The sequence below is a fragment of the Paucidesulfovibrio gracilis DSM 16080 genome (assembly GCF_900167125.1).
Lineage (GTDB): Bacteria > Desulfobacterota > Desulfovibrionia > Desulfovibrionales > Desulfovibrionaceae > Paucidesulfovibrio > Paucidesulfovibrio gracilis.
The window spans coordinates 91595-112326 of record NZ_FUYC01000006.1 but is presented as its reverse complement, the minus strand read 5'-3'; the positions used below and the strand labels follow the sequence as shown (position 1 = coordinate 112326).

Below are 20732 nucleotides of genomic sequence, written 5' to 3'. Positions count from 1 at the left end.
CGATCCCGCATGCGGGGCGCTCATGCTGTTCTGCATCGTGTGCGGGGGGGGAAGAGACTGGAGGGGCGTCCCCGATGGACGCCCCTCCCGGCGAAGAAGTGTGAGAGTGTAACGCGTGAAGGTTTTCAGTTTGCAACCGGCACTTGTGCCAACGGATCGGTTTCCCGGGGTCCGCGGGTCGTGCGCCCGGCCGCATCCTCGCCGCGCCACTGCCGAACATCCGGCAATGATGCCTCAGGGAAAGCAACACCCGTGCCGAAACAAAAAAGCGAATATTTTCGTTATGTTTTTCTTTTCAGCAATCCATATTCATCCCGCAATCCGCACGGGCAGAGCAAAGTTTGCGCGTTTTTTTTGCGCGCCAATCCCACAAACGGCAACGGGCCGAAAGCTCCAAAAGGAACTTCCGGCCCGTCCACGCCTTGCAGGGGGCTGGGACTACTGCACCTGCGGCTCGGAACCCGCGCCCTGCTGTCCGCCGAGGATCAGCTTTTCGCGGTATTCGCGGATCTCGTCCAGCTTGTTCCATTCCGCGATCATCTCCTCCCACTCCTCAAAGTCGTGGAACCGCTCGTCCAGAAACTTTTCATGCAAACGGTTCCAGAGTTGGAACATGTACATTTCCACTTTGAAATCCTTGGAGTCAAAGGCCTTGGGCAGAACTTCAGGCGCAAAGCGCTGTCCATCCAGGCGGGAACCCGCAAAGGAACACACCGTGGCCTGGCATTTTTCGTAGGTGATTTCCTCGCCGTTCATCAACTCGGCCAGGGGCAGCAGATCGGCCTGCCGTTCTCCGATGCGGTCCAGGGCTTCCTGGGAAATGTTCACGTACAGGGTTCCGTCCCTGTCCTCCAAAAAATAAAACCGGATCCATTGCTCGAACATCATGATGCGCAGCAATTCTTCGGATGCTTTGGCGATGTTCATGCTTTTCAGGCTAAAACTCATGGCTGGTCCCGTTGGTTGGTGGATTGATGGGGCGGCCCTGTGCGCAGGACCGCTTCAAACCGGAGCGCCCCGCGCGCTCCGTCCCGCCGCGAAGCAGCGAACGACCGTCTCTTCCGGTCTCCGCCATGCCGGGAAACGCTTCAAAACCGCTTCCCTTGCCGGGTCGGGGGATAATGGTCACGAAAACCGCATCCGTCAAGCCCGGGGCCGGGTCGCCGTGCTGGACAAGCCCCAGCATGTGGGGTATGGGTTTTCGCTTCCCGGGTACATGCACGTTGACAATGCCATAAGGAGGATTATTTCAATGGCCAAACATAAGAAGCACGAGCGTAAAAAGGAACTTGACCGCCGCCGCAAACGCCGCAAGGAGCGCCTCAAAGAGCGCATCCGCGAAGCCAAGGCCGCCAAGTAGCCTTTGCTCGCGCCGCCTTGCGCGGCAAGCACATCACTTTCCAAGGAGGATGGTATGCCCATCTACGAATACGAGTGTGAGGACTGTAAACAGATCTTCGAGGAATGGCAGCAGGGTTTCGACGACCTGGAACTGGACTGCAAAGTCTGTGGCGGGAAATGTCACAGGGTGATTTCCAACACCTCGTTCGTCCTCAAGGGCTCGGGCTGGTACGTGACCGACTACGCTGGCAAAACGCCCAGCGGTAACGGCGACGGAAACGGGAATGGCAACGGCAACGGCAATGGAAATGGCAACGGAAACGGAGCCAAAACCGCCGAAGCCGCCGAAAAGCGGGAAAAGGTCAAAGACCAAGCCTGCCCCGGCAAATCCGAAAGCCCCGGCACAACCAGCGTCGGCACCTCCGCCTAGGAGATGTAAAGGCAGCTCCGGCTGCCTTTTTTTTCGCGACCGCCACAGGCGGTCCATGTCAACCGAAACAGCATTCGGACCCCGGCCCGCCTCCGCGTCCCGCGCCGCTCCGCCGGAGTCCACGAGGCACCCCAATGATCGAACGCTATTCACGCCCCGAAATGGCCCGGCTCTGGACCCTGGAAAATAAATTCCGGGCCTGGCTCGAAGTGGAACTGGCCGTGTGCGAGGCCTGGTGCGAACAAGGCGTCATCCCACAGGACGACATGCAGACCATCCGGGAAAAGGCCGATTTCGACCTGGACCGCATCCTGGAAATCGAGCAACGCACCAAACACGACGTCATCGCCTTTCTCACGGCCGTGGAAGAAAAAGTCGGTCCGGCTTCCCGCTGGATCCACCTGGGCTGCACCTCCTCGGACATCGTGGATACGGCCAACGGCCTGCTCCTGACCCGCGCAGGCCGGATCATCGCCGAGGGACTGGAAAATCTGCTGGCCAGCATCAAACGTCTGGCCGACGAACACAAGGGTCGGCTCTGCATGGGCCGCACCCACGGCATCCACGCCGAACCCACCAGCTTCGGCCTGAAGCTCACGGGCTTTTACGCGGAATTCAAACGGCATCAGGCCCGGTTCGAAGCCGCCCGTGAAGGCATGCGCGTGGGCAAAATTTCCGGGGCCGTGGGTACCTACGCCCATCTTTCCCCCGAGCTGGAAGCCCTGGCCATGAAACGCCTCGGCCTGGAACCCGATCCCTTCTCCACCCAGATCGTGCAGCGCGACCGCCATGCCCACTATTTCACTGCGCTGGCGCTTCTGGCCGGCGGCATCGAACGCCTGGGTACGGAACTGCGCCACCTGCAACGCACCGAAGTGCTGGAGGTGGAAGAAGGCTTTTCCAAAGGGCAAAAAGGCTCCTCGGCCATGCCCCACAAAAAGAACCCCATTTCCGCAGAAAATCTCTGCGGTCTGTCCCGGCTGGTGCGCACCAACGCCATGGCCTCCATGGAAAACATGCCCCTGTGGCATGAGCGGGACATCTCCCACTCCTCGGTGGAACGCGTGATCATGCCCGATTCCACTATCCTCATGGACTACATCCTGGCCCGCATGGCCGGCCTTTTGGACCGCCTCAAAATCAACGCCCACAACATGGACCGCAACCTGGAAGGTTCGTTCGGGCTGTTCTATTCCCAGCGCCTGCTGGTCAAGCTGCTGGACAAGGGGCTGCAACGCCAGAAAGCCTACGAGATGGTTCAGGCCGTGGCCCTGCGCTGCTGGGAGGAACGCAAGGCGTTTCAGACCGAGGCCGCAGCGGACGCGGCGCTCTGCGAACACCTCTCACCCGAGGATTTTGCGGATGCGTTTGACCCCAATTATTACCTGCGGTATGAAAGCACAATCTACGACCGCGTCTATGGAAAGGATTGATCCATGTCCGACTATACATCCAGGCTCGCCCGGCTGCTGCTGGAGCTTTCCTATGTGGAAGGCGAAGTGACCCTCACCTCCGGCAAAAAAAGCGATTATTATTTTGACTGCAAACAGACCGCTCTGCACCCCGAAGGGGGCTGGCTCATCGCCAACCTGTTTCTGGAAATGCTCCAGGGCCGCGACATCGCGGGTGTGGGCGGCATGACGCTGGGCGCGGATCCTCTGGTTTCCGCCGTAAGTGTTCTTTCCTATGAAAAAAATTGTCCTTTGGCGGCTTTTATTATACGCAAGAAATCCAAAGGACACGGTACCAATCAATACCTGGAAGGGCTAAAAAACTTCCCTTCCGGATCCCGTGTGGTTCTGCTGGAAGACGTGGTCACCACGGGAGGCACCTTGCTGACCTCGGTGGAACGCGTGCGGGACGCCGGGCTTCAGGTCGATGACGTACTCTGCGTGCTGGACCGTGAGGAGGGTGGACGGCAGCGGTTGGCCCAGGCCGGGCTGAACCTTGGATCCATCTTCACGCGGGCGCAATTGCTGGCCGCGGGGCGATAGCGGAAAACGAACATAACTCACCGGATACGTATGAAGGGACTCACTGCCGCCTGCTTGCTCATCTTGTCGCTTCTCACCGCGCTGCCCAGCTTTGCCGGGGCGTGGCGGCCCGTGCTGCATTCGCACGAACAGGGACCGGAACTGCTCGTGGCCGTGGACAAAGCCCGGCAACAGCTCTTCATGCTCTCGCGGCGCAGCCCCCTGAAGCTGCTCAAGTCCCTGCCCTGCACCACCGGACAGAGCAACGGAGACAAGCTGGTACAGGGCGACCTGCGCACCCCGGAAGGCGTCTACTTCATTCAAAGCCGACTGCGCGGCGGGCTGGATTGGGAGCTTTACGGCGATGTGGCCTATCCGCTGAACTATCCCAACCCCGTGGACCGCATCCGGGGCAAGACCGGCTCTGGCATCTGGCTGCACGGCCGCGGCAAGCAGCTCGTCCCCCGCGACACACGCGGCTGCGTGGCCCTGGCCGACCCGGACATCGACGGCCTGGAAAATGACCTGGCCACCGGCACGCCCGTGGTCATCGCGGACGAGCTGAACTGGACCGATACTCCGGGCGAGGATCAGTTGCTCGCACGGAAACTGGTCTCCTCGGTCCAGCAATGGGCCAAGGACTGGAGCCGACGCAGCGACGACTTCTTCGCCCATTACGACCCGGAGGGCATGACCCGTTCCGGCGTTGACTTCCAATGGTTCCAGAACCGTAAGCAACGGATCTTCTCCAGCCATCCCTGGATCGACGTGATGGTCGAAAACGTCCATGCCCTGCCCGGACCCGGGTATTGGGTCACATGGTTCGACCAGCTCTACCGCACCGGCAGCCTCACCTCGGCCGTGGGCAAACGGCTATACTGGTTGCAGGACGACGATGGGAACTGGCGCATCGCGGGTCGGGAAATAACGGACGCCGCGCCGGACCTGCAAAAAACATATCTTGAACACCGCGCCCAAACCCTGGCCCCCCTGGTCCGCTCCTGGGCCGATGCTTGGGAAACAGGCGACCTGGACACCTATGCCGGCTTTTATGACCCGCACGCCGTGCAGGGTTCCCGACGCGGCGCGGACCACATCCGTGACTATAAGGCTCAGCTCTGGGAAGAAAAACGCCCCTTGCGCGTAGGACTGCAAGATCTCGATTTCCGGTTGCATTCCGGAGGCATCGCCGCCACCTTCATTCAGACCTATGAAGACGCCACGGGATATGAGGACAAGGGTCGCAAAACCCTGGTGTTCACGCCCACAGGCCAAGGCTGGCGTATCGTCAGCGAGCAATGGAGTGCACTATGAACGACACGAAGTACAGCATTCTCTTCATGCGGGACGACCTCGACGTCCGGCGGTTCCGGCTGAATCCCTTCTGGCTCAAAGCCCTGGTCTTCACGCTGGTCATGCTCGTGGTGCTGGCCTCGGGCGGCATTTACTTCGGTGCCACCGCATTGCTGGACAACCTTGCCCTAAAACGCGAAAATACCGAACTTGCCCGACGGCTCAAGGAAGCGGAACTGCGGCTGACCACCCTGGAAAACATGGAAAAAATCCTGGAATCATATGATTCCAGCGATTTGCAGAGCCTGCTACAAAACCCCGAGGCCACCACGGACACCGCTGCGGACGCGGACGACCAAACCCCCGACATCAATCTTTCTGAACTCTTCCCCCGCGTGGACACCGGCTCCGTCCGGCTCGAAGACATGCGCCTCAATCTCGGTCCCAAGCAGTTGCAGGTGAACTTCAACCTGCTCAATAACCTGAACAACACGCTGCTCAGCGGCGACACCGAACTCGCCCTGGTCACCAACGACGGCCGGGTTGTCCCTCTAGAGACCCAGGGGACGGACCTCTCCTTCCAGATCCAACGGCGCAAGCCCATGCGGGCGCGCATCTCCCTGCCCGATGCCGTGGAAGCGGACAGCGTGTATGGAGTGCGATTGACAGTCAAGCGAGAAGACGGAAAGGTCATTTTCAGTGAAACATATCCCCAACATCGCCTGGATTAGCCTGCTGTTGCTGCTCTGCGCCGTCCCTTCCAGCGCGGAGACCCACGGCCGCTACGACTTCACCTTCTTTGAAGGCACCCAGTACCCTTTGACCGTATTTTTTCTGCACGGCGACCAGGACGGCCCAACCATCATGGTCCAGGGCGGCATCCAGGGCGACGAACCCTCGGGATTCATCACCGCGCAACTGCTTACCCACGCCCGGGTGCGCAAAGGCAACCTCATCATCGTGCCGCGCGCCAACGTCCCCTCCATCAATCTGCGCACCCGCCAGATCAATGTGGACATGAACCGCCGGTTCGACCGTGATTACAACGCCTTTTACGAAGATCGGCTGGCCCGGGTGGTGCGCTTTCTCCTGGCCCAGTCCGACGCGCTCATCCACCTGCATGAGGGCAGTGGCTTTTATCATCCCACCTATGTGGACAGCCTGCGCAATCCCATGCGCTACGGCCAGTCCATCATCATCGACGCCATGGTCTACGGACGGCTGAATCTGGGCCGCGCCGTGGACGACGTGCTCGCGGAATTGAATCCGCATATTTCCCCAAAAAGTTACCGCTTTCAGCTCTTCAACACCCGCACCTTTGACGACGCCACCAACTATGCTGAAATGCGCAAATCCCTGACCTGCTATGCGCTTACAACGCTGAACATCCCGGCTCTGGCCGTGGAAGTGAGCAAGAGCATCACCCAGCTGGACTGGAAGGTGCAGCGCCAGATGGAAGCGACCCTGGCCCTGCTGCGACATTACGGCGTGGACGTGGAAGCCCCTTCCATCCGGCCCGATGTGGTGGCGGACTACGCGGACAATGTGCATGTCCGCGTTAACGGACAGCCCCTTTCCCCCGGCCACACCATTGATCTGGCTCCGGGCGCCCCCCTTACCGTGGAAACCGAACCCGACAACAGCGAACTGGCTCCGGCCCTGGCGGTTTTCGCCTCGGACCGGCCCGGCGTGAACCTAGTCAATACGCCCCGGCTGGCCCTGGAGTCCTTCCACGGCATCGAGGTCCGCTCGGACGGCCGCAAGGTGGCCTCGGCCAGGGTGCGGGTGCGCGGCAAACCCGCCACAGCGGAAACCCTGGCTCCGCCCGTGTTCGTGTGCTGGCTCAACGGTGAACCCCGGTTCCTGCATGAGGGCGAGACATTGCGCGCCCTGGTGGGCGACCAGCTCATCCTCGAAGGCATCTGGGGATCCCTGCGTGAAGAAGTGCTCAATCTCAAAGGATACGTGGCCCAGGCCGGATCCAACGACGGTCAGGACTGCGGTTGGGAAATCATTCTGGATCCCGACAATTTCATGGACAAGTACCGCCTGGAGAGCCACGCCGACTCGGCCATGGACGCCACCAGAAACGCCCTGGCCCGCTGGGCCGGAAGAACGCCCCAGGCCGGTCGCACCGCCCGGTTCCGCGTGGTGCGCGAAACCCCGAGCATGCGCCGGGCCGAATTCTACATCTCCGTGCAGCCCCGCACGGTCCATGCCCTGCGCCTGCGCGACCGCCACGGCGACAGCGTGCTGGTTCCCTGGCAGCCCGGAGGAACCTTTCCTCTGCCCGAAGGACGCTATGTGTTGGAGGACGCCTGGAGCAACGGCCCGGCGAACAAACTCCTGACCACGGCCAATGACCTGCCTGTACGCGCAGGAACCGACCTGCATCTGGAGCCGGGTCGTCCCTTGCGGCTCTCCCTGCGCCAGGCCACCACCTTCGCGCCCATCGGCACCATGACCTTTTTGGCGGGCGGGGAGCAGCCCGACAGGGCCGGACTTTCCCGCACGGCCGAACGTACCGCCCCGTCCTCCGGGGAGTCCGAACTCTCAAGTCCGTTTTAACCTTTTTTCAAGCCGCCCTGTTCCGCGTCCTCTCTTTTCCCGCCACTGGCGGGACCGGGCCGGATTCGCTATAGGTCGATCATGCCCGAACCCGCTGCCAATCCACCCTCCACGGCGATCCTTGCCTTCAGCCGCCTTGGGATGCCCCTGGGCCTTGAACTCGCCCGGTTCTTGAAGGCGGAGCTGTGGGTGCCGCAACGGCTGGCTGCCCATGCCGACACGTCCGCCCTGGACATGGTGCAGACCTTCGACGCTCTGGACGAATGCATGCAGCGGATTTTTCACACCCGCACGGCCCATGTGTTCATCGGCGCCACGGGCATCGCGGTGCGCGCCATTGCTCCCCATGTTCGAAGCAAGGCCACGGACCCGGCCGTGGTGGTGCTGGACCAGAACGGGAAACACTGCGTCAGTCTGCTTTCCGGGCATCTGGGCGGAGCCAATGCCCTGACCCGGCGCATTGCCGAATTCACCGGGGCGCAAGCCGTGATCACCACGGGGACGGACTGCGCCGGACTGCCCGCCCCGGATGACCTGGCCCGGAAACTGGAACTTCGTGCCTCCAACATCCCCTGCATCAAAGCGGTCAACGCCCTGTTGCTGGAAGGCGAAGCCCCGCAACTGTACGATCCCCTGGATATTTTTTCCCGCCACAAGCAGGGGACGCGTCCCCTGTCCCATTGGTTTCACCCCTGCCGCACGCCCGAGGCATGGAACCCAAATGTTCCAGGGGTATGGATTCACTGGACAACGCCCCCGCAAAACGCCTTTGCCCTGCATCCGCCCTGCCTGCACGCCGGGCTGGGCTGCCGCCGGGGAACGTCCGCCCAGGAAATATTGACGTTCCTTCGTACCACGGTACAGGAGCACGGCCTTGCGATTCCGGCGCTGGCCGACCTTTCCAGCATCGAAGCCAAAGCCGATGAGCCAGGGCTGCTGCAAGCCGCCGACACACTCGGCCTTTCTCTACAATTTTATCCAGCGGACCGGTTGAGCCGTGTGACCACGCCCACCCCCTCCGCCCTGGTACAACAGCATATGGGGGTTCCTTCAGTATGCGAAGCCGCCGCGATTCTGAGCGCGAACAACGGTCCTCTGATTCTGCCCAAGCGCCACAACAACCGCATCACGCTGGCGGTGGCGGTCTCGTCGTGGCCGGACTCGGTCCCGGAAACCCGGACCACCTGACTCCGGCCGTGTGCAACGCCCTGGCCCGGGCCGAGACCATTGTGGGCTACAAAGGCTATATCCGCCTGCTGGAGCCGGAATTGCTTGAAGGCAAGCAAGTGATTTCCACGGGCATGACCGGCGAAGTGGAACGCGCTGGCCGGGCCGTGGATGCCGCGCTGGCCGGCCGGGAAACCGTGGTGGTCTCCAGCGGTGATCCGGGCGTGTACGCCATGGCCGGGTTGGTGCTGGAACTGCTGGAAACGCGCAACGCCCTGGACTCGGTACGCCTGGAGGTGCTGCCCGGTGTTCCGGCCCTCTGTGCGGCTGCGGCCCTGCTGGGCGCGCCCTTGATGCACGACTTTGCCTCGGTGAGCCTCTCGGATCTGCTCACGCCCTGGCCGCTCATTGAACGGCGGGTGGAAGCAGCGGCCAGCGCGGATTTCGTCATTGCCCTGTATAACCCGCGCTCCAAGCGCCGCACAGCACATCTGCCCCGGGCGCTGGAACTCATTGCCCGCCACCGCAATCCGAATACGCCCGTGGGCATCGTGAGCCGGGCCATGCGTCCGGGCCAGAGCGTTGCCGTGACCACGCTGGACGCGATTCACCCCGAGGATGTGGATATGCAGACCGTTGTTCTCGTGGGCAATTCCGCCACCCGCGTTTCAGGGGGGCGCATGCTCACGCCCCGCGGCTATGCCGGGAAATACAGCCTTGTGGATGAACGGAAATAAAACATATAAATTCAAGACAGTAAGCGAGGGAACATCCCGTAACGCCCCCTGATATTCATGCGAGTGCTTCTTTGTGTCCCAACACGCTGGACATTCTTCTCCAATACCTGTTAAAGTCAATAATAGTGCGGGTACGAGCCGTTCGAAAACCGCTCCTCCGCTTGACACGGGACCATGCTTCGGAGTAACGCTGGCATTCGAAGAGTGTAACGGTTTTCATCGTTGAAAAGGAGGAGATAGGAGAATGAAACGGACTCTGTTCATCACACTTTTGGCTGTCGCCCTCATGGGTGCCTTCACGCTGTCCATCGCCGTGGCTGCCGATGCCCCGGCCGAGGATGTCGAGATCAAGTTCCCCGGCGACAAGATGAAGTATGCCCCGCTGATGTTCTCGCACAGCGTGCATGGCGATTTGAAGTGCGAAGACTGTCACCACAAGATGGGTGAGAGCGACGACATGAAGTGCACCAACTGTCACAGCGACATCAGCCGCGAAAACAAGCGCAATCCCGATTCTTTCGACAGCGCTTGGCATGCGCGGAAGAGCAAGCACTCCTGCGTCGGCTGCCACAAGGCCATGAAGCAAGGCCCGACCAAGTGCAACGATTGCCACACTAAGTAGTACGGCCTGAAGAGTACAAGGGGGCTGATAAGCCCCCTTTTTTTTCAACCACGTTTTATCAGAGGGATAGCGTATGCCCCCGGCGACTCCTGGTCATTCGTCACCCGATGACATTTTGGAATTGTCCGAACTGGTGGAGGACGCGGAAGAGCATTCCGACGGACTGGACGCCGCCAGTGTGGACATGACCTTTGAGCAGGAGCTTGAGGAACTCTTTTCGGAAGATCTGGCTGCGGACGACGACCAACTGGCTCCGCCCACCGAGGACGAACTCCCGGATCTGGTTTCTTCCGTGGACGAGTCCGAATCCGAAGACGACGCTCCCTTGATTCTGGACGACATGATCGCCGACGGCGATCAGGACAACGACTTGCTCCCCGAAGACGTGCAGGGGCAAACCACCAAGCAGGATGACGACATCCCCCTGATCCTCGACGACATGCTCGACGGGGACGAAGAATCCGACCCAACCGACGACGCCCTGCTTCTGGACGATGCCCTTGAATCGGACGACGAACCGCTGCTGCTGGAAGAAGCGTTCACACAGCCCCCGGACGCCGAGCCTCTCTCCGAAGATTCCGATTCGCCAGACCATGGCTCCCCTGCCGCTGCTTCCGCCCCCTTGGAGGACGACGAGGATCAACTGCTCCTGGACGACCTGCTCGAAACGGACAGCGCGGACAATCAGCCCATGGCGGACGAAACGCCCGCATCTTCCGGCTCCGACGAACCCGCCGATGATGTGGACCTGCTGTTGGACGAGGTATTGCTGGCCGACGACGACACGGAAGACGTGCCTTCCCAGGCTGCAGAGGATGATCTTTCAGAACTGGATCTGGACGACCTGCTTGACGAACCCGGAGAACCGGAAGAGCAAACAGGCTCCGCAGAACCCTCGGCCGTCGAACTTTCGGATGACGCGGTGGGCGAGGATGAAGAAATTTTGGAGTTGGACGACCTGCTCCTGATGGAAGATGACGAAGAGGCACCCGAAGCTGCCGCCGTGTCCGAAGCGCCGCAGCCAGCCGAACCGGAAACTCCCGAGGTGCAGGCTGCGCCGCAGTCCGCTCCAGCCGATGCACCACAATCCGACGACCTGGACATGGACCTGGATTTCGATCTGGACTCCATGACAGAGACCGGACCGGAAACCGACACCACGGCCCATGCCGAACAGGATTCCGATGCCTTGGCCGAATTGATGAGCGATCTGGACGACGGCCTGGACGAGGATCTTTCCGTGGACCTGGATGACGGTTCAGGAGACCCGCTGGACCTGGACGCCATGCCGGACACCACCGAGGATGCGGCGGCAACGCCCGAGCCGGAACAACTCGAGCCAGAACAACTCGAACCGGAACAGCCCAAAGCCGCAGCAGCCCAGGAGCCGAGCGAGCCAAAGCCCGCTAAAGCCCAACCCCGTGCCCCTTCTTCAGAGCCGCCCGAGGTTCATCCCACAGAACCAATCACTTCCCCGACTCCCACGGACGCGGTCGAGTCCCTTTCCGCTGACGATCTGGATGTGGAAATGCTCTTGGACGCGACCCTGGATGAGGCTCAGGAAGCCGTGGAAGACATGGGTGACACCCTGCCTGATCCGCAGGACAAAACCCCGGAACCGGCCGAACAAGCCCCGGCTTCCCCGGAAGCCCCCATTACGGAACCGGATTTCGAACTTTCTGACGATCTTTCCGACGCCGACGAAGTGGAAGATGTGGAGTCCTTGCTTGATGGCGTTGACATCGACGTCTCCGACCTGGATGACGACCTTCCGCCCCTGGACGATGATCTCGATGATCTGGATGGCTTGGACGAATTGGACGACCTGGCCGCCCTGGACGATTTCGACGACCTGAACGTCTCCGAAGCTGCTTCCAAAGGAGATTCGGCACGTTCCGCCACCGAACCGCCCCTGAACACGGACATGGCCGTTGTGCTGACCGGGGACCAGCGCCCCGCGCCCACTCCGCCTTCCGTGAATGTGAACAATCTCCTGGGGGAAATCAATGCGGAGTCGCGTCAGCCCCAGACCGCGCCCGGACCGGATCCTCAATTGCTGCAACGCTTTGAGGCTCTGGAACAGCGCCTTGCCACCATTGAAAAAATGATCCGCGATGAAGTGGCCAAAACCGTGCCTCAAGAGGCGGCCCGCATCATCCGTGAAGAAATTCAGGCTCTGGCCGAGGAGCTGGGCGAATAGCCCGCTCCGGCACGACATCATGCTGTTTCAGGCGTCCCCGGACCTCCCGGCGGGCGCCTTTTTACCGCCCTTCCCAACGCTCGACGAAACAGGGCGGCTCATGATACGAAGCCCCAAAACATGGAAGGGGCCTTTCGGTTCCTTTCTGCTTTTCCCGCCCGGCGCTCTTGATCACTTCGGTCAGGACCATTTCCCACCGGGCGGGTTTTCCAACCCGACCCCACGGAGGCGACATGGAAAAACTCGACAAGAATGTGCTGCAAGTGGCCAAAGAAGTGGTCATCAAGTTCATCGAGGTGGGACGCATCTCACCGGGAAATTTCGGCGAGCATTTTGAAGAAATTTACAACGCGGTACGCCGGACAGTGGACCAGTACGACGACGAACAAGAGCAATCCTGACCATGGACCAGACCCGCGCTTACCCCCCACAAAACGGGGAGGAATCGTCTCATGGCCGCAAGGTGGCCGACATGTTCGGCCGCATCGCTCCATGGTATGATCTGCTCAACCATGTGCTCAGCCTCGGGCAGGATTACGTCTGGCGTTACCGGCTGGCCCGGCTCGTCAGGCCCGTGGGCGACGGTCCCATTCTGGACCTGGCTGCCGGAACCCTGGACGTATCCACGGAACTTTTGCGCCGCTACCCGGAAAACAGCATCCTTTCCCTGGACTTTGCCCTGCCCATGCTGGCACGCGGCACCGAAAAAAAAATCAAAGGCTCCCGTACGGGCCGCATCCATCCGGTCCAGGCCGACGGACGACGGCTGCCGCTGCCTGCAAACAGCGTGGACGGCGCCACCATCGCCTTTGGCATTCGCAACATCAAACCCCGGGCCGAAGCCTACGGCGAAGTCTTGCGCGTGCTCAAGCCCGGAGCGCGGTTTTGCGTACTGGAATTCGGAACCGGAAGCCGGAGGGTCTGGAAAGGACTCTACAATTTTTATCTCAACCGGGTGCTGCCCGGCATTGGTCGGCTCATCTCAGGCGACGCGGCCGCGTACCGCTATCTGGCGGATACCATCCGCGCCTTCCCGGACGAACGCACCCTGGAACAGGAAATGATCGACGCAGGCTTTGCGCGGGTCACGCACCTGCCGCTGTGCTCGGGCATCGTGTTCCTTCACGTGGCGGAAAAAGCGGCCACCACCGAGTAACACCATGTTCCGCACCAGCCCTGCATGGCCGTGCGGCTCATGCCCGCACAAGATAGACCGTCAGCAGTCCGAGCACCATGGCCGCCAGGCCCATGCCGCGCAACAGTCCCGGTCCCTGCTCCGCGAGCAAGGCCAGCATGCGGGGCAGTCGCTCGGCCAGGAGAAAATAGGCCGCGCCCTCCAATGCCAGGGCCAGCCCCAACGCTGCCAAAAGAAATTGCCAATCCATATGCATGGTCAAACCCTAATCGGGCCGAGCCAGATTGTCCATCCGCAATAACCCGGAGTCACCCTCATGGCATCCTTGATCACCTTTGACGAACTCAAAGCCCGGAAAGCGCCCATTGCCGTGGTCGGCCTGGGCTACGTCGGCCTGCCCCTGGCCGTGGCCCTGTCCCGACATTTCGACGTAATCGGCTTCGACATCTGCGAGCAGCGCATCCGCGAACTACAGGACGGCAAAGACCGCACCAACGAAGTGCTGCCGCACGACCTGCAATCCGCCACAGTACGCTACTCGCATCAGGCCGAGGATCTGGCCGAAGCCCGCGTCATCATCGTGGCCGTACCCACGCCCATTGACGACCATCGCAGCCCGGACCTGCGCCCCGTGCGCGGCTCCAGCACCACCGTGGGGCAGCACCTTCAGCCCGGTACCGTGGTGGTCTACGAATCCACGGTCTACCCCGGTCTCACCGAAGACATCTGCGTGCCTCTGCTGGAAGAACATTCCGGCCTTACCTGCGGCAAGGACTTTTTTGTGGGCTATTCGCCGGAACGCATCAACCCCGGCGACCGCGAGCACACCTTGCAGACCATCGTCAAAGTGGTTGCCGGCCAAAACGACGCCTCCACCGATCTGCTCGCCGAACTCTATGGAAGCGTGGTCACGGCAGGCGTCTACCGCGCCGCAGACATCAAGACCGCCGAAGCCGCCAAAGTCATTGAAAACACCCAGCGCGACCTGAATATCGCGCTCATGAACGAACTGGCCACCATCTTTGACCGCATGGGCATTGATACCCTGAACGTGCTCGAGGCTGCCGGCACCAAATGGAACTTCCTTCCGTTTCGGCCCGGGCTGGTGGGCGGCCACTGCATCGGCGTGGACCCATACTACCTGACCTTCAAGGCCCAAGCCCTGGGCCTGCACCCCCAGCTCATCCTGGCTGGACGGCGCATCAACGACACCATGGGCAAATTCATCGTGGAAAACGCCATCAAATGGCTCATCAACGCGGATAAAAAGATCAAAAATGCGCGCATCGGCATGCTCGGACTCACCTTTAAGGAAAACGTACCCGACCTGCGCAATACCAAAGCCGTGGACATCGTCCATGAGTTCGAGGAATACGGCGCCCGGATGCTCGTCCACGACGCCATGGCCGACCATGACGAAGCCAAACGCGAATACGACATTGATCTTTCGGAACTGGAAGAGCTTCGCGACCTGGACTGCCTCGTACTCTGCGTCAGCCACGACGCCTATCGCGAGCTGGAATTGCAGGAAATCAAATCCTGGTTCCGGGACCAGAAGCAGCCGATCATCATCGACGTGAAAGGATTCTTTGATCCCGAGGAACTGAAAGAACACGGATTTTTGCACTGGCGGCTCTAACAATTCTGCTCATTCCCCACGGGGAAAAGCCTGCGGCGGCCAAAGGGTCCACGGCCCTTTGAAATCCCTTTTCCCGGTCCCGCACTAGGCGCGGCCGGGGTCAGGGTCCGGCCAGACCTCTGCGGAGCGGACTGGTCGAACCGCACGAAGGGAAGGGATACTTTTCGATGTTGCGTACGGCGAAAACATGGTGGTGGCCCGCGACAGGCCAATGGCCTGGGACAGATAAAGATTTTGGGGGAAGAGAGACCAGCGCATGCTTTTATTCACCGCTGCCACGTCCCAAGAGCTTTCGGCCGCGTTGCGCGATTTCGGCCCGCTCCCGGACTGCCCCCAGGGTGTTCCCGTGGGCCATGCCGTGGCCGGGCGGGACGCGCATCTTTTGGTTTCGGGCGTGGGGCTGGTCAATGCGGCTTGGTCCTTGGGCCGGGCTGTTTCCCTGCCGGACCTTTCGGGGGTGATTAACATCGGGGTTGCAGGTTCGTTTGATCCCGTTATGCTCCCGTTGCGGCAAGCCGTGCTGGTTCGCCGTGAAATTTGGCCGGAATACGGACTATGGACCCCAAAAGGGGCGGACGCGAGAGGATTGGGTTTTGCGCAACACTCCAACGTGGGCACTGACGGCGGTGCGGTCTGGGACAGAATCGACCTGGACGTGAACGAGGCCGCGCTTGCCATGGGTCTTCATTTGGACGACGAATGGCCGCAGGCCGCCAGTTTGAGCGTTTCCAGTGTGACCACGACCTCGGAGCGGGCCGCCATGCTCCGACGCACCTATGCGGCGGACCTGGAAAACATGGAAGGATTCGCCCTGGCCTACGGCTGTTTATGCGCGGGGCTACCGTTTTTGGAATTGCGCTGCGTTTCCAACAAAGTAGGATCGCGTCGCAACGAGGATTGGGACATATGCGGAGCACTTGCCGCCCTGGGCCACACCGTGGCGCAATTGACGGGCTGAAAGCGCTGGATTTCCAAGGCGGGCGCGGGTAGTCTTCTGATTTCCCGGCATCAGCCAGAACCACAGCAATGCGACAGGACATGAAGCAACTTTTCGCCTACTTCGACTCCGAACTGCCCGGAGTAAATTCCTTTCTTGATACGGAAACCGCCAAGCTCGACGGGCTGGTGCGGGAGGTCTCCCGGCACGTGTTGCTGGGACCGGGCAAACGGATTCGCCCCGTGATGACCATCTGCACGGCACGCACCCTGGGCTTTGACGGCGATGTCATGCCCTTGGCCTGCTCTTTGGAGATGCTCCACTCGGCAACGCTCATCCATGACGACATTCTGGACGACGCCACGCTCCGCAGAGGCCGCCCGGCTGCGCATGTATCCTTCGGCACCACGCAGTCCGTGCTGGCCGGAGACGTGCTCCTGGCCCTGGCCAACCGCCTGGGCGCGCAGTACGACATCCCCCGGGTGAATCTGCTCCTTGCCGAAGGCATCATGGCCACGGCCGAAGGGGAAATTTTGGAGATGGCGGGTCTGGACGAACCCGTGGTGGACCGCGAACGATACATGCGGGTCATCATCGGCAAAACCGCCCGACTCATTGAAACCGCCTGCCGTTGCGGCGCGGCCGTGGCCACCCCGGACCGGGAGCTGGAGGACGTGGCTGGAGCCTACGGCCTGAACCTGGGCATCGCCTTCCAATTGGTGGACGACGCCCTGGACTATGTCTCGCCTTCCGACACCATGGGCAAGCCCGAAGGCGGGGACTTGCGCGAAGGCAAGGTCACCCTTCCCCTGATCCATCTTTTTGAGGATATCGGCGAGGATGAAGCCGCCAAACTGCTGGCCGACATCCGCAACCATGAACTGGACGAAGCCGGGCAGCAACGTGTGCTGGACATGGTGCGCGAGGGCGACTACGCCAACCGCACCCGCGAGACCGCGGCCCGCTACATTGACGAAGCCAAGGCCGCCCTGAACGGGCTGCCGGACTGCCTGGAAAGGAAAGTGCTTTCCCAGGCAGCGGATTTCGTGCTTTCTCGCAAAAAATAACACGTACGAAAAACCTTTTGGGAGTAACCATGCTGTTCCGGGTGGAAGTGGGACTCAAGCGGCACGTCCGTGACGTGCAGGGAGAAAAGGTCGCGCGCAAGGTGCGCCAGGAACTGGGAATGGACGTTGATCAGGTGCGTATGATCCACGTCTATACCGTGGACGGGCTGGATGAAGCCCAACTCCGCACGGTGCTGGACGCGGGCGCATTGCATGATCCGGTGCTGCATGAAATTTCTCTCCAGCCACTGGCCTCGGGGTTCGACTGGATCGTGGAAGTGGGCTTTCGCCCGGGCGTCACGGATAACGAGGGCCGCACCGCCCAGGAAACCCTGGCCCTGGTGCTGGGACTCCAGGGGCAGAACAGGGAACGGGTCAAGGTCTACACGTCGCGCCAATATCTTTTTCACGGTGTGGCCGAACAGGAGCGCGTGGAGCGCATTGCCCGCGACCTGCTGGCCAACGAACTGATCCAACGGTTCGACTACAAGTCCGCCGCGCAATGGGCCGCAGCCCCCGGCTTTGAAGCCCGTGCCGCGCAGGTTACGGGCGAGTCCTCGGACGAAGTGGCGATCATCCCCCTTTCCAGCATGAGCGACCAGGAACTTACGGCCTTTAGCCGCTCCAACACTCTGGCCCTCTCCCTGGAGGAGATGCACTGCATCCGCGACTACTACGCCGACCCGGACGTGCGCGCCGAGCGCAAGGCCATGGGACTGGACCCGGAGCCGACGGACGCGGAAATCGAAGTGCTGGCCCAGACCTGGTCCGAGCACTGCAAGCACAAAATATTTACCGCGCTCATCGACTACGAAAACACGGAGACCGGCCAGAACCGGCAGGTAAACTCCCTGTTCAAGACCTACATCCAGGGCAGCACCAAGGTAATCCGCAAGGCCAAGGCGGAAAACGGACCCTACGGGGACTATTGCCTCTCCGTGTTCAAAGACAACGCGGGCGTGATCAAATTTTCCGACGACCTGTCCGTGTGCGTGAAGATGGAAACCCACAACTCCCCCTCGGCCCTGGACCCCTACGGCGGAGCGCTCACGGGCATTGTGGGCGTGAACCGCGACCCCATGGGTACGGGCATGGGTGCGAACCTGCTCTGCAATACGGACGTATTCTGCTTTGCTTCGCCCTTCCACGAGGGTGAGTTGCCGCCCAGACTGCTGCATCCCCGCCGTGTGTTCGAAGGCGTGCGCGAAGGCGTGGAACACGGGGGCAACAAATCCGGCATCCCCACGGTGAACGGATCCGTGGTCTTTGATGAACGCTACCTGGGCAAACCCCTGGTCTACTGCGGCACCATCGGCACCATGCCCGCCACAGTGAGCGGACGCCCCAGCCATGAGAAAAAAGCCTTGCCCGGCGACTACATCGTCATGTCCGGCGGGCGCATCGGCAAGGACGGTATCCACGGCGCCACGTTCTCGTCCGAGGAACTGCATGAAGGTTCCCCGGCCACGGCCGTGCAGATCGGCGACCCCATCACCCAGCGCCGCATGTACGATTTCCTCATGCGCGCCAGAGATCTGGGGCTGTATAACGCCATTACGGACAACGGCGCGGGCGGACTTTCCTCGTCCGTGGGCGAAATGGCCCAGGACTGCGGCGGATTTGACATGGACCTGGCCAAGGCGCCGCTGAAGTACGATGGCCTGCGTCCCTGGGAGATTCTCATTTCCGAGGCCCAGGAACGCATGACCATGGCCGTGCCGCCGGAAAAGCTGGATGAATTTCTGGCCCTTTCCGAAGAAATGGGCGTGGAGTCCACGGCGTTGGGTACTTTTGACGACAAGGGCAAGTATCTTGTGCGCTACGGCGACAAGATCGTGACCTGCCTGGATATGGATTTCCTGCACGACGGCGTGCCGCAGATGCGCCTGGAAGCCCGTTGGGAGCGGCCGGACGTGGACGACCAGCCCGCACCGGACGTGGAAAACCACGGCGAACTGCTCAAACGCATGCTCGGCCGCCTGAATATCTGCTCCAAGGAATACATCGTGCGCCAGTACGACCACGAGGTGCAGGGCCGCAGCGCGGTCAAGCCGCTGGTGGGCGTACACGGGGACGGCCCGTCCGACGCGGGCGTGCTCCGGCCCGATCTCAATTCCGAACAGGGGCTGGTGGTCTCGCACGGCATTTGCCCGCGCTACGCCGACCTGGACGCCTATTGGATGATGGCCAACGCCATTGACGAAGCCGTGCGCAACGCCGTGGCCGTGGGTGCGGACCTGCGCTGGATGGCGGGCGTGGACAACTTCTGCTGGTGCGATCCGGTCCAGAGTGAATCCACACCGGACGGACGCTACAAGCTGGCCCAGCTGATCCGGGCCAACGAAGCTCTGGCCCATTTCTGCCAGGGATTCGGCGTCCCTTGCATCTCGGGCAAAGATTCCATGAAAAACGACTACAAGGGTGGTGGGATCAAGATTTCCATTCCGCCCACCGTGCTCTATTCCGTCATCGGCGTATTGCCGGACGTGAACAAATGCCTGACCTCGGACTTCAAGCGTCCCGGCGAGCTGGTCTACGTTCTGGGCCGCACCGATGCGGAACTGGGCGCCTCGGAAGTGGCTGACGAGCTGGGCTTTTGTTCGGCACGCGTACCGCAGGTGGACCTGCTTTCCGCCCGGCAGCGCTACCTGTCCCTGTTCCAGGCCGCACAACAGGGGCTGGTCAGCTCCTGCCACGACTGCTCGGACGGCGGTCTGGGCGTGGCCCTGGCGGAAATGGCCCTGGCCGGTCGCCTTGGAGCGGAGCTGGATCTTACGGACGCCCCGGCTCCGTCCGGTCTCAATCCCACGGCCCTGCTCTACGCGGAATCCGCCAGCCGACTGGTGGTCACGGTCCGTCCCGAGCATCGCAACGACTTTGAATCGCTTTTTGCGGGCCAGGCCATGGCCTGCCTGGGCGAAACCACCACAGGCCCGCTCCGCCTGCAGCAACAGGGGACGCAATTGCTTGCCGAGGAGGTCGAGGATTTGGCGCTCGCGTTCAAATCTACACTGGATTGGTAAGAATACCGGATAGGTTTCCCTCGGATGGCCTTTACCATAACCCAAAAAATGCGTACGATTGCGCAAAATTTCACAGAACGGGTTACGGCATACGAGCGGGGGGACATCTATGCAGGAAGAGCATTGCACCGATTGGGTTCGCTTGGGGAGCGTACTGGCGGTGACCGTATGCGCCCTGGTGCTATTTTCAGCCAGGGCGTATTCCGAGTCCGCAGTTTTTGTGGGTTCTGAGGTCTGCGCCGACTGTCACGATTCCGAGTACCAAAACTATTCTCAATTCTCCAAAAAAGCGCATTCCGGTGAATCCGTGCGGATCATGGCCAAAGACCTGACTCCGGCGGAGCTTAAGGAGTGTTTTCAGTGCCACACCACGGGCTACGGTCAGCCCGGCGGGTTTGAGAGCTTTGAAAAAACGCCAGAAATGGCCGACGCGGGATGCGAAGTCTGTCACGGACCGGGCAGCCTGCACGTCGAGGAACGCGGTGACCCGGACCTGATCAAAGGCGATCTGGACATCAAGGACTGCGAAACCTGCCACAATCCGGACCGCGTCCGCAGTTTCGGATTCAAGCCCATGCTCTTCGGCGGGGCGCACTAGGG

General features: G+C 61.2%; 19 protein-coding genes. 17 read left to right on the top strand and 2 right to left on the bottom strand.

Going from position 1 to position 20732, the window contains the following annotated elements:
* Positions 1–438: 438 nt before the first annotated feature.
* Complete coding sequence (locus tag B5D49_RS08470; protein ID WP_078717252.1) at positions 439–948, bottom strand: hypothetical protein; 510 nt, start codon at positions 946–948, stop codon at positions 439–441.
* A 466-nt stretch (positions 949–1414) separates the two neighbouring features.
* Between B5D49_RS08470 and B5D49_RS08460 the strand changes: the two genes are divergently transcribed.
* The 12 genes from B5D49_RS08460 to B5D49_RS08410 all read left to right on the top strand — a co-directional run bounded on the left by B5D49_RS08460 (position 1415) and on the right by B5D49_RS08410 (position 13487).
* Positions 1415–1771: an FmdB family zinc ribbon protein gene (locus tag B5D49_RS08460; protein ID WP_078717250.1), complete on the top strand. Its 357-nt coding sequence runs from the start codon at positions 1415–1417 to the stop codon at positions 1769–1771.
* A gap of 134 nt (positions 1772–1905) precedes the next feature.
* Positions 1906–3204, top strand: coding sequence for an adenylosuccinate lyase (purB, locus tag B5D49_RS08455; RefSeq protein ID WP_078717249.1), 1299 nt, complete (start codon positions 1906–1908; stop codon positions 3202–3204).
* Between the two features lie 3 nt (positions 3205–3207).
* The gene (pyrE, locus tag B5D49_RS08450) at positions 3208–3765 is read left to right on the top strand and encodes an orotate phosphoribosyltransferase (protein WP_078717248.1); all 558 of its coding nucleotides are present in this window, start codon (positions 3208–3210) and stop codon (positions 3763–3765) included.
* 30 nt (positions 3766–3795) lie between these two features.
* On the top strand, positions 3796–5058 hold the full coding sequence (locus B5D49_RS08445; protein ID WP_078717247.1) for a L,D-transpeptidase family protein: 1263 nt from the start codon (positions 3796–3798) through the stop codon (positions 5056–5058).
* Positions 5055–5768: a hypothetical protein gene (locus B5D49_RS08440; RefSeq protein WP_078717246.1), complete on the top strand. Its 714-nt coding sequence runs from the start codon at positions 5055–5057 to the stop codon at positions 5766–5768. The genes B5D49_RS08445 and B5D49_RS08440 overlap by 4 nt, the downstream gene beginning before the upstream one ends.
* On the top strand, positions 5737–7605 hold the full coding sequence (locus B5D49_RS08435) for a M14/M99 family metallopeptidase (protein ID WP_078717245.1): 1869 nt from the start codon (positions 5737–5739) through the stop codon (positions 7603–7605). The genes B5D49_RS08440 and B5D49_RS08435 overlap by 32 nt, the downstream gene beginning before the upstream one ends.
* Positions 7606–7686: 81 nt before the next feature.
* Positions 7687–8793: a cobalt-precorrin 5A hydrolase gene (locus B5D49_RS08430; RefSeq protein WP_144019328.1), complete on the top strand. Its 1107-nt coding sequence runs from the start codon at positions 7687–7689 to the stop codon at positions 8791–8793.
* Positions 8757–9509, top strand: a complete 753-nt coding sequence (gene cobJ, locus B5D49_RS08425) for a precorrin-3B C(17)-methyltransferase (protein WP_200806783.1) — start codon at positions 8757–8759, stop codon at positions 9507–9509. Before B5D49_RS08430 ends, cobJ begins: the two co-directional genes overlap by 37 nt.
* A 244-nt stretch (positions 9510–9753) precedes the next feature.
* On the top strand, positions 9754–10131 hold the full coding sequence (locus tag B5D49_RS08420) for a cytochrome c3 family protein (RefSeq protein ID WP_078717243.1): 378 nt from the start codon (positions 9754–9756) through the stop codon (positions 10129–10131).
* A 73-nt stretch (positions 10132–10204) separates the two neighbouring features.
* A complete protein-coding gene (locus B5D49_RS08415) occupies positions 10205–12331 on the top strand; it encodes a hypothetical protein (protein WP_078717242.1) in 2127 nt (708 codons plus the stop codon).
* A gap of 233 nt (positions 12332–12564) precedes the next feature.
* A complete protein-coding gene (locus tag B5D49_RS14955; protein WP_200806780.1) occupies positions 12565–12732 on the top strand; it encodes a hypothetical protein in 168 nt (55 codons plus the stop codon).
* Positions 12733–12734: 2 nt separating this feature from the next.
* On the top strand, positions 12735–13487 hold the full coding sequence (locus tag B5D49_RS08410) for a ubiquinone/menaquinone biosynthesis methyltransferase (protein WP_078717241.1): 753 nt from the start codon (positions 12735–12737) through the stop codon (positions 13485–13487).
* Positions 13488–13524: 37 nt separating this feature from the next.
* Here the strand turns inward: B5D49_RS08410 and B5D49_RS08405 are convergent, their stop codons facing one another.
* On the bottom strand, positions 13525–13722 hold the full coding sequence (locus B5D49_RS08405; protein WP_078717240.1) for a DUF2065 family protein: 198 nt from the start codon (positions 13720–13722) through the stop codon (positions 13525–13527).
* Positions 13723–13791: 69 nt separating this feature from the next.
* Here B5D49_RS08405 and B5D49_RS08400 point away from each other — a divergent pair, with 69 nt between their 5' ends.
* From B5D49_RS08400 to B5D49_RS08380, 5 genes are all read left to right on the top strand, one after another.
* Positions 13792–15105 carry a nucleotide sugar dehydrogenase gene (locus tag B5D49_RS08400; protein ID WP_078717293.1) on the top strand — a complete coding sequence of 438 codons (1314 nt, stop codon included), beginning with the start codon at positions 13792–13794 and terminating at the stop codon, positions 15103–15105.
* A 256-nt stretch (positions 15106–15361) separates the two neighbouring features.
* Positions 15362–16063: a futalosine hydrolase gene (gene mqnB / locus B5D49_RS08395; RefSeq protein ID WP_078717239.1), complete on the top strand. Its 702-nt coding sequence runs from the start codon at positions 15362–15364 to the stop codon at positions 16061–16063.
* Positions 16064–16143: 80 nt separating this feature from the next.
* On the top strand, positions 16144–17109 hold the full coding sequence (locus tag B5D49_RS08390; protein WP_078717292.1) for a polyprenyl synthetase family protein: 966 nt from the start codon (positions 16144–16146) through the stop codon (positions 17107–17109).
* 29 nt (positions 17110–17138) lie between these two features.
* Positions 17139–20132, top strand: a complete 2994-nt coding sequence (locus tag B5D49_RS08385) for an AIR synthase-related protein (RefSeq protein ID WP_078717238.1) — start codon at positions 17139–17141, stop codon at positions 20130–20132.
* A 109-nt stretch (positions 20133–20241) separates the two neighbouring features.
* A complete protein-coding gene (locus B5D49_RS08380) occupies positions 20242–20730 on the top strand; it encodes a cytochrome c family protein (RefSeq protein WP_078717237.1) in 489 nt (162 codons plus the stop codon).
* Positions 20731–20732 lie beyond the last annotated feature (2 nt).

Excerpts from the sequence above, each read along its gene's own strand:
- B5D49_RS08470 (WP_078717252.1), bottom strand. The coding sequence starts at position 948 with ATGAGTTTTAGCCTGAAAAGCATGAACATCGCCAAAGCATCCGAAGAA.
- B5D49_RS08460 (WP_078717250.1), top strand. The coding sequence starts at position 1,415 with ATGCCCATCTACGAATACGAGTGTGAGGACTGTAAACAGATCTTCGAG.
- purB (WP_078717249.1), top strand. The coding sequence starts at position 1,906 with ATGATCGAACGCTATTCACGCCCCGAAATGGCCCGGCTCTGGACCCTG.
- pyrE (WP_078717248.1), top strand. The coding sequence starts at position 3,208 with ATGTCCGACTATACATCCAGGCTCGCCCGGCTGCTGCTGGAGCTTTCC.
- B5D49_RS08445 (WP_078717247.1), top strand. The coding sequence starts at position 3,796 with ATGAAGGGACTCACTGCCGCCTGCTTGCTCATCTTGTCGCTTCTCACC.
- B5D49_RS08440 (WP_078717246.1), top strand. The coding sequence starts at position 5,055 with ATGAACGACACGAAGTACAGCATTCTCTTCATGCGGGACGACCTCGAC.
- B5D49_RS08430 (WP_144019328.1), top strand. The coding sequence starts at position 7,687 with ATGCCCGAACCCGCTGCCAATCCACCCTCCACGGCGATCCTTGCCTTC.
- B5D49_RS08420 (WP_078717243.1), top strand. The coding sequence starts at position 9,754 with ATGAAACGGACTCTGTTCATCACACTTTTGGCTGTCGCCCTCATGGGT.
- B5D49_RS08415 (WP_078717242.1), top strand. The coding sequence starts at position 10,205 with ATGCCCCCGGCGACTCCTGGTCATTCGTCACCCGATGACATTTTGGAA.
- B5D49_RS14955 (WP_200806780.1), top strand. The coding sequence starts at position 12,565 with ATGGAAAAACTCGACAAGAATGTGCTGCAAGTGGCCAAAGAAGTGGTC.
- B5D49_RS08410 (WP_078717241.1), top strand. The coding sequence starts at position 12,735 with ATGGACCAGACCCGCGCTTACCCCCCACAAAACGGGGAGGAATCGTCT.
- B5D49_RS08405 (WP_078717240.1), bottom strand. The coding sequence starts at position 13,722 with ATGCATATGGATTGGCAATTTCTTTTGGCAGCGTTGGGGCTGGCCCTG.
- mqnB (WP_078717239.1), top strand. The coding sequence starts at position 15,362 with ATGCTTTTATTCACCGCTGCCACGTCCCAAGAGCTTTCGGCCGCGTTG.
- B5D49_RS08390 (WP_078717292.1), top strand. The coding sequence starts at position 16,144 with ATGAAGCAACTTTTCGCCTACTTCGACTCCGAACTGCCCGGAGTAAAT.
- B5D49_RS08385 (WP_078717238.1), top strand. The coding sequence starts at position 17,139 with ATGCTGTTCCGGGTGGAAGTGGGACTCAAGCGGCACGTCCGTGACGTG.
- B5D49_RS08380 (WP_078717237.1), top strand. The coding sequence starts at position 20,242 with ATGCAGGAAGAGCATTGCACCGATTGGGTTCGCTTGGGGAGCGTACTG.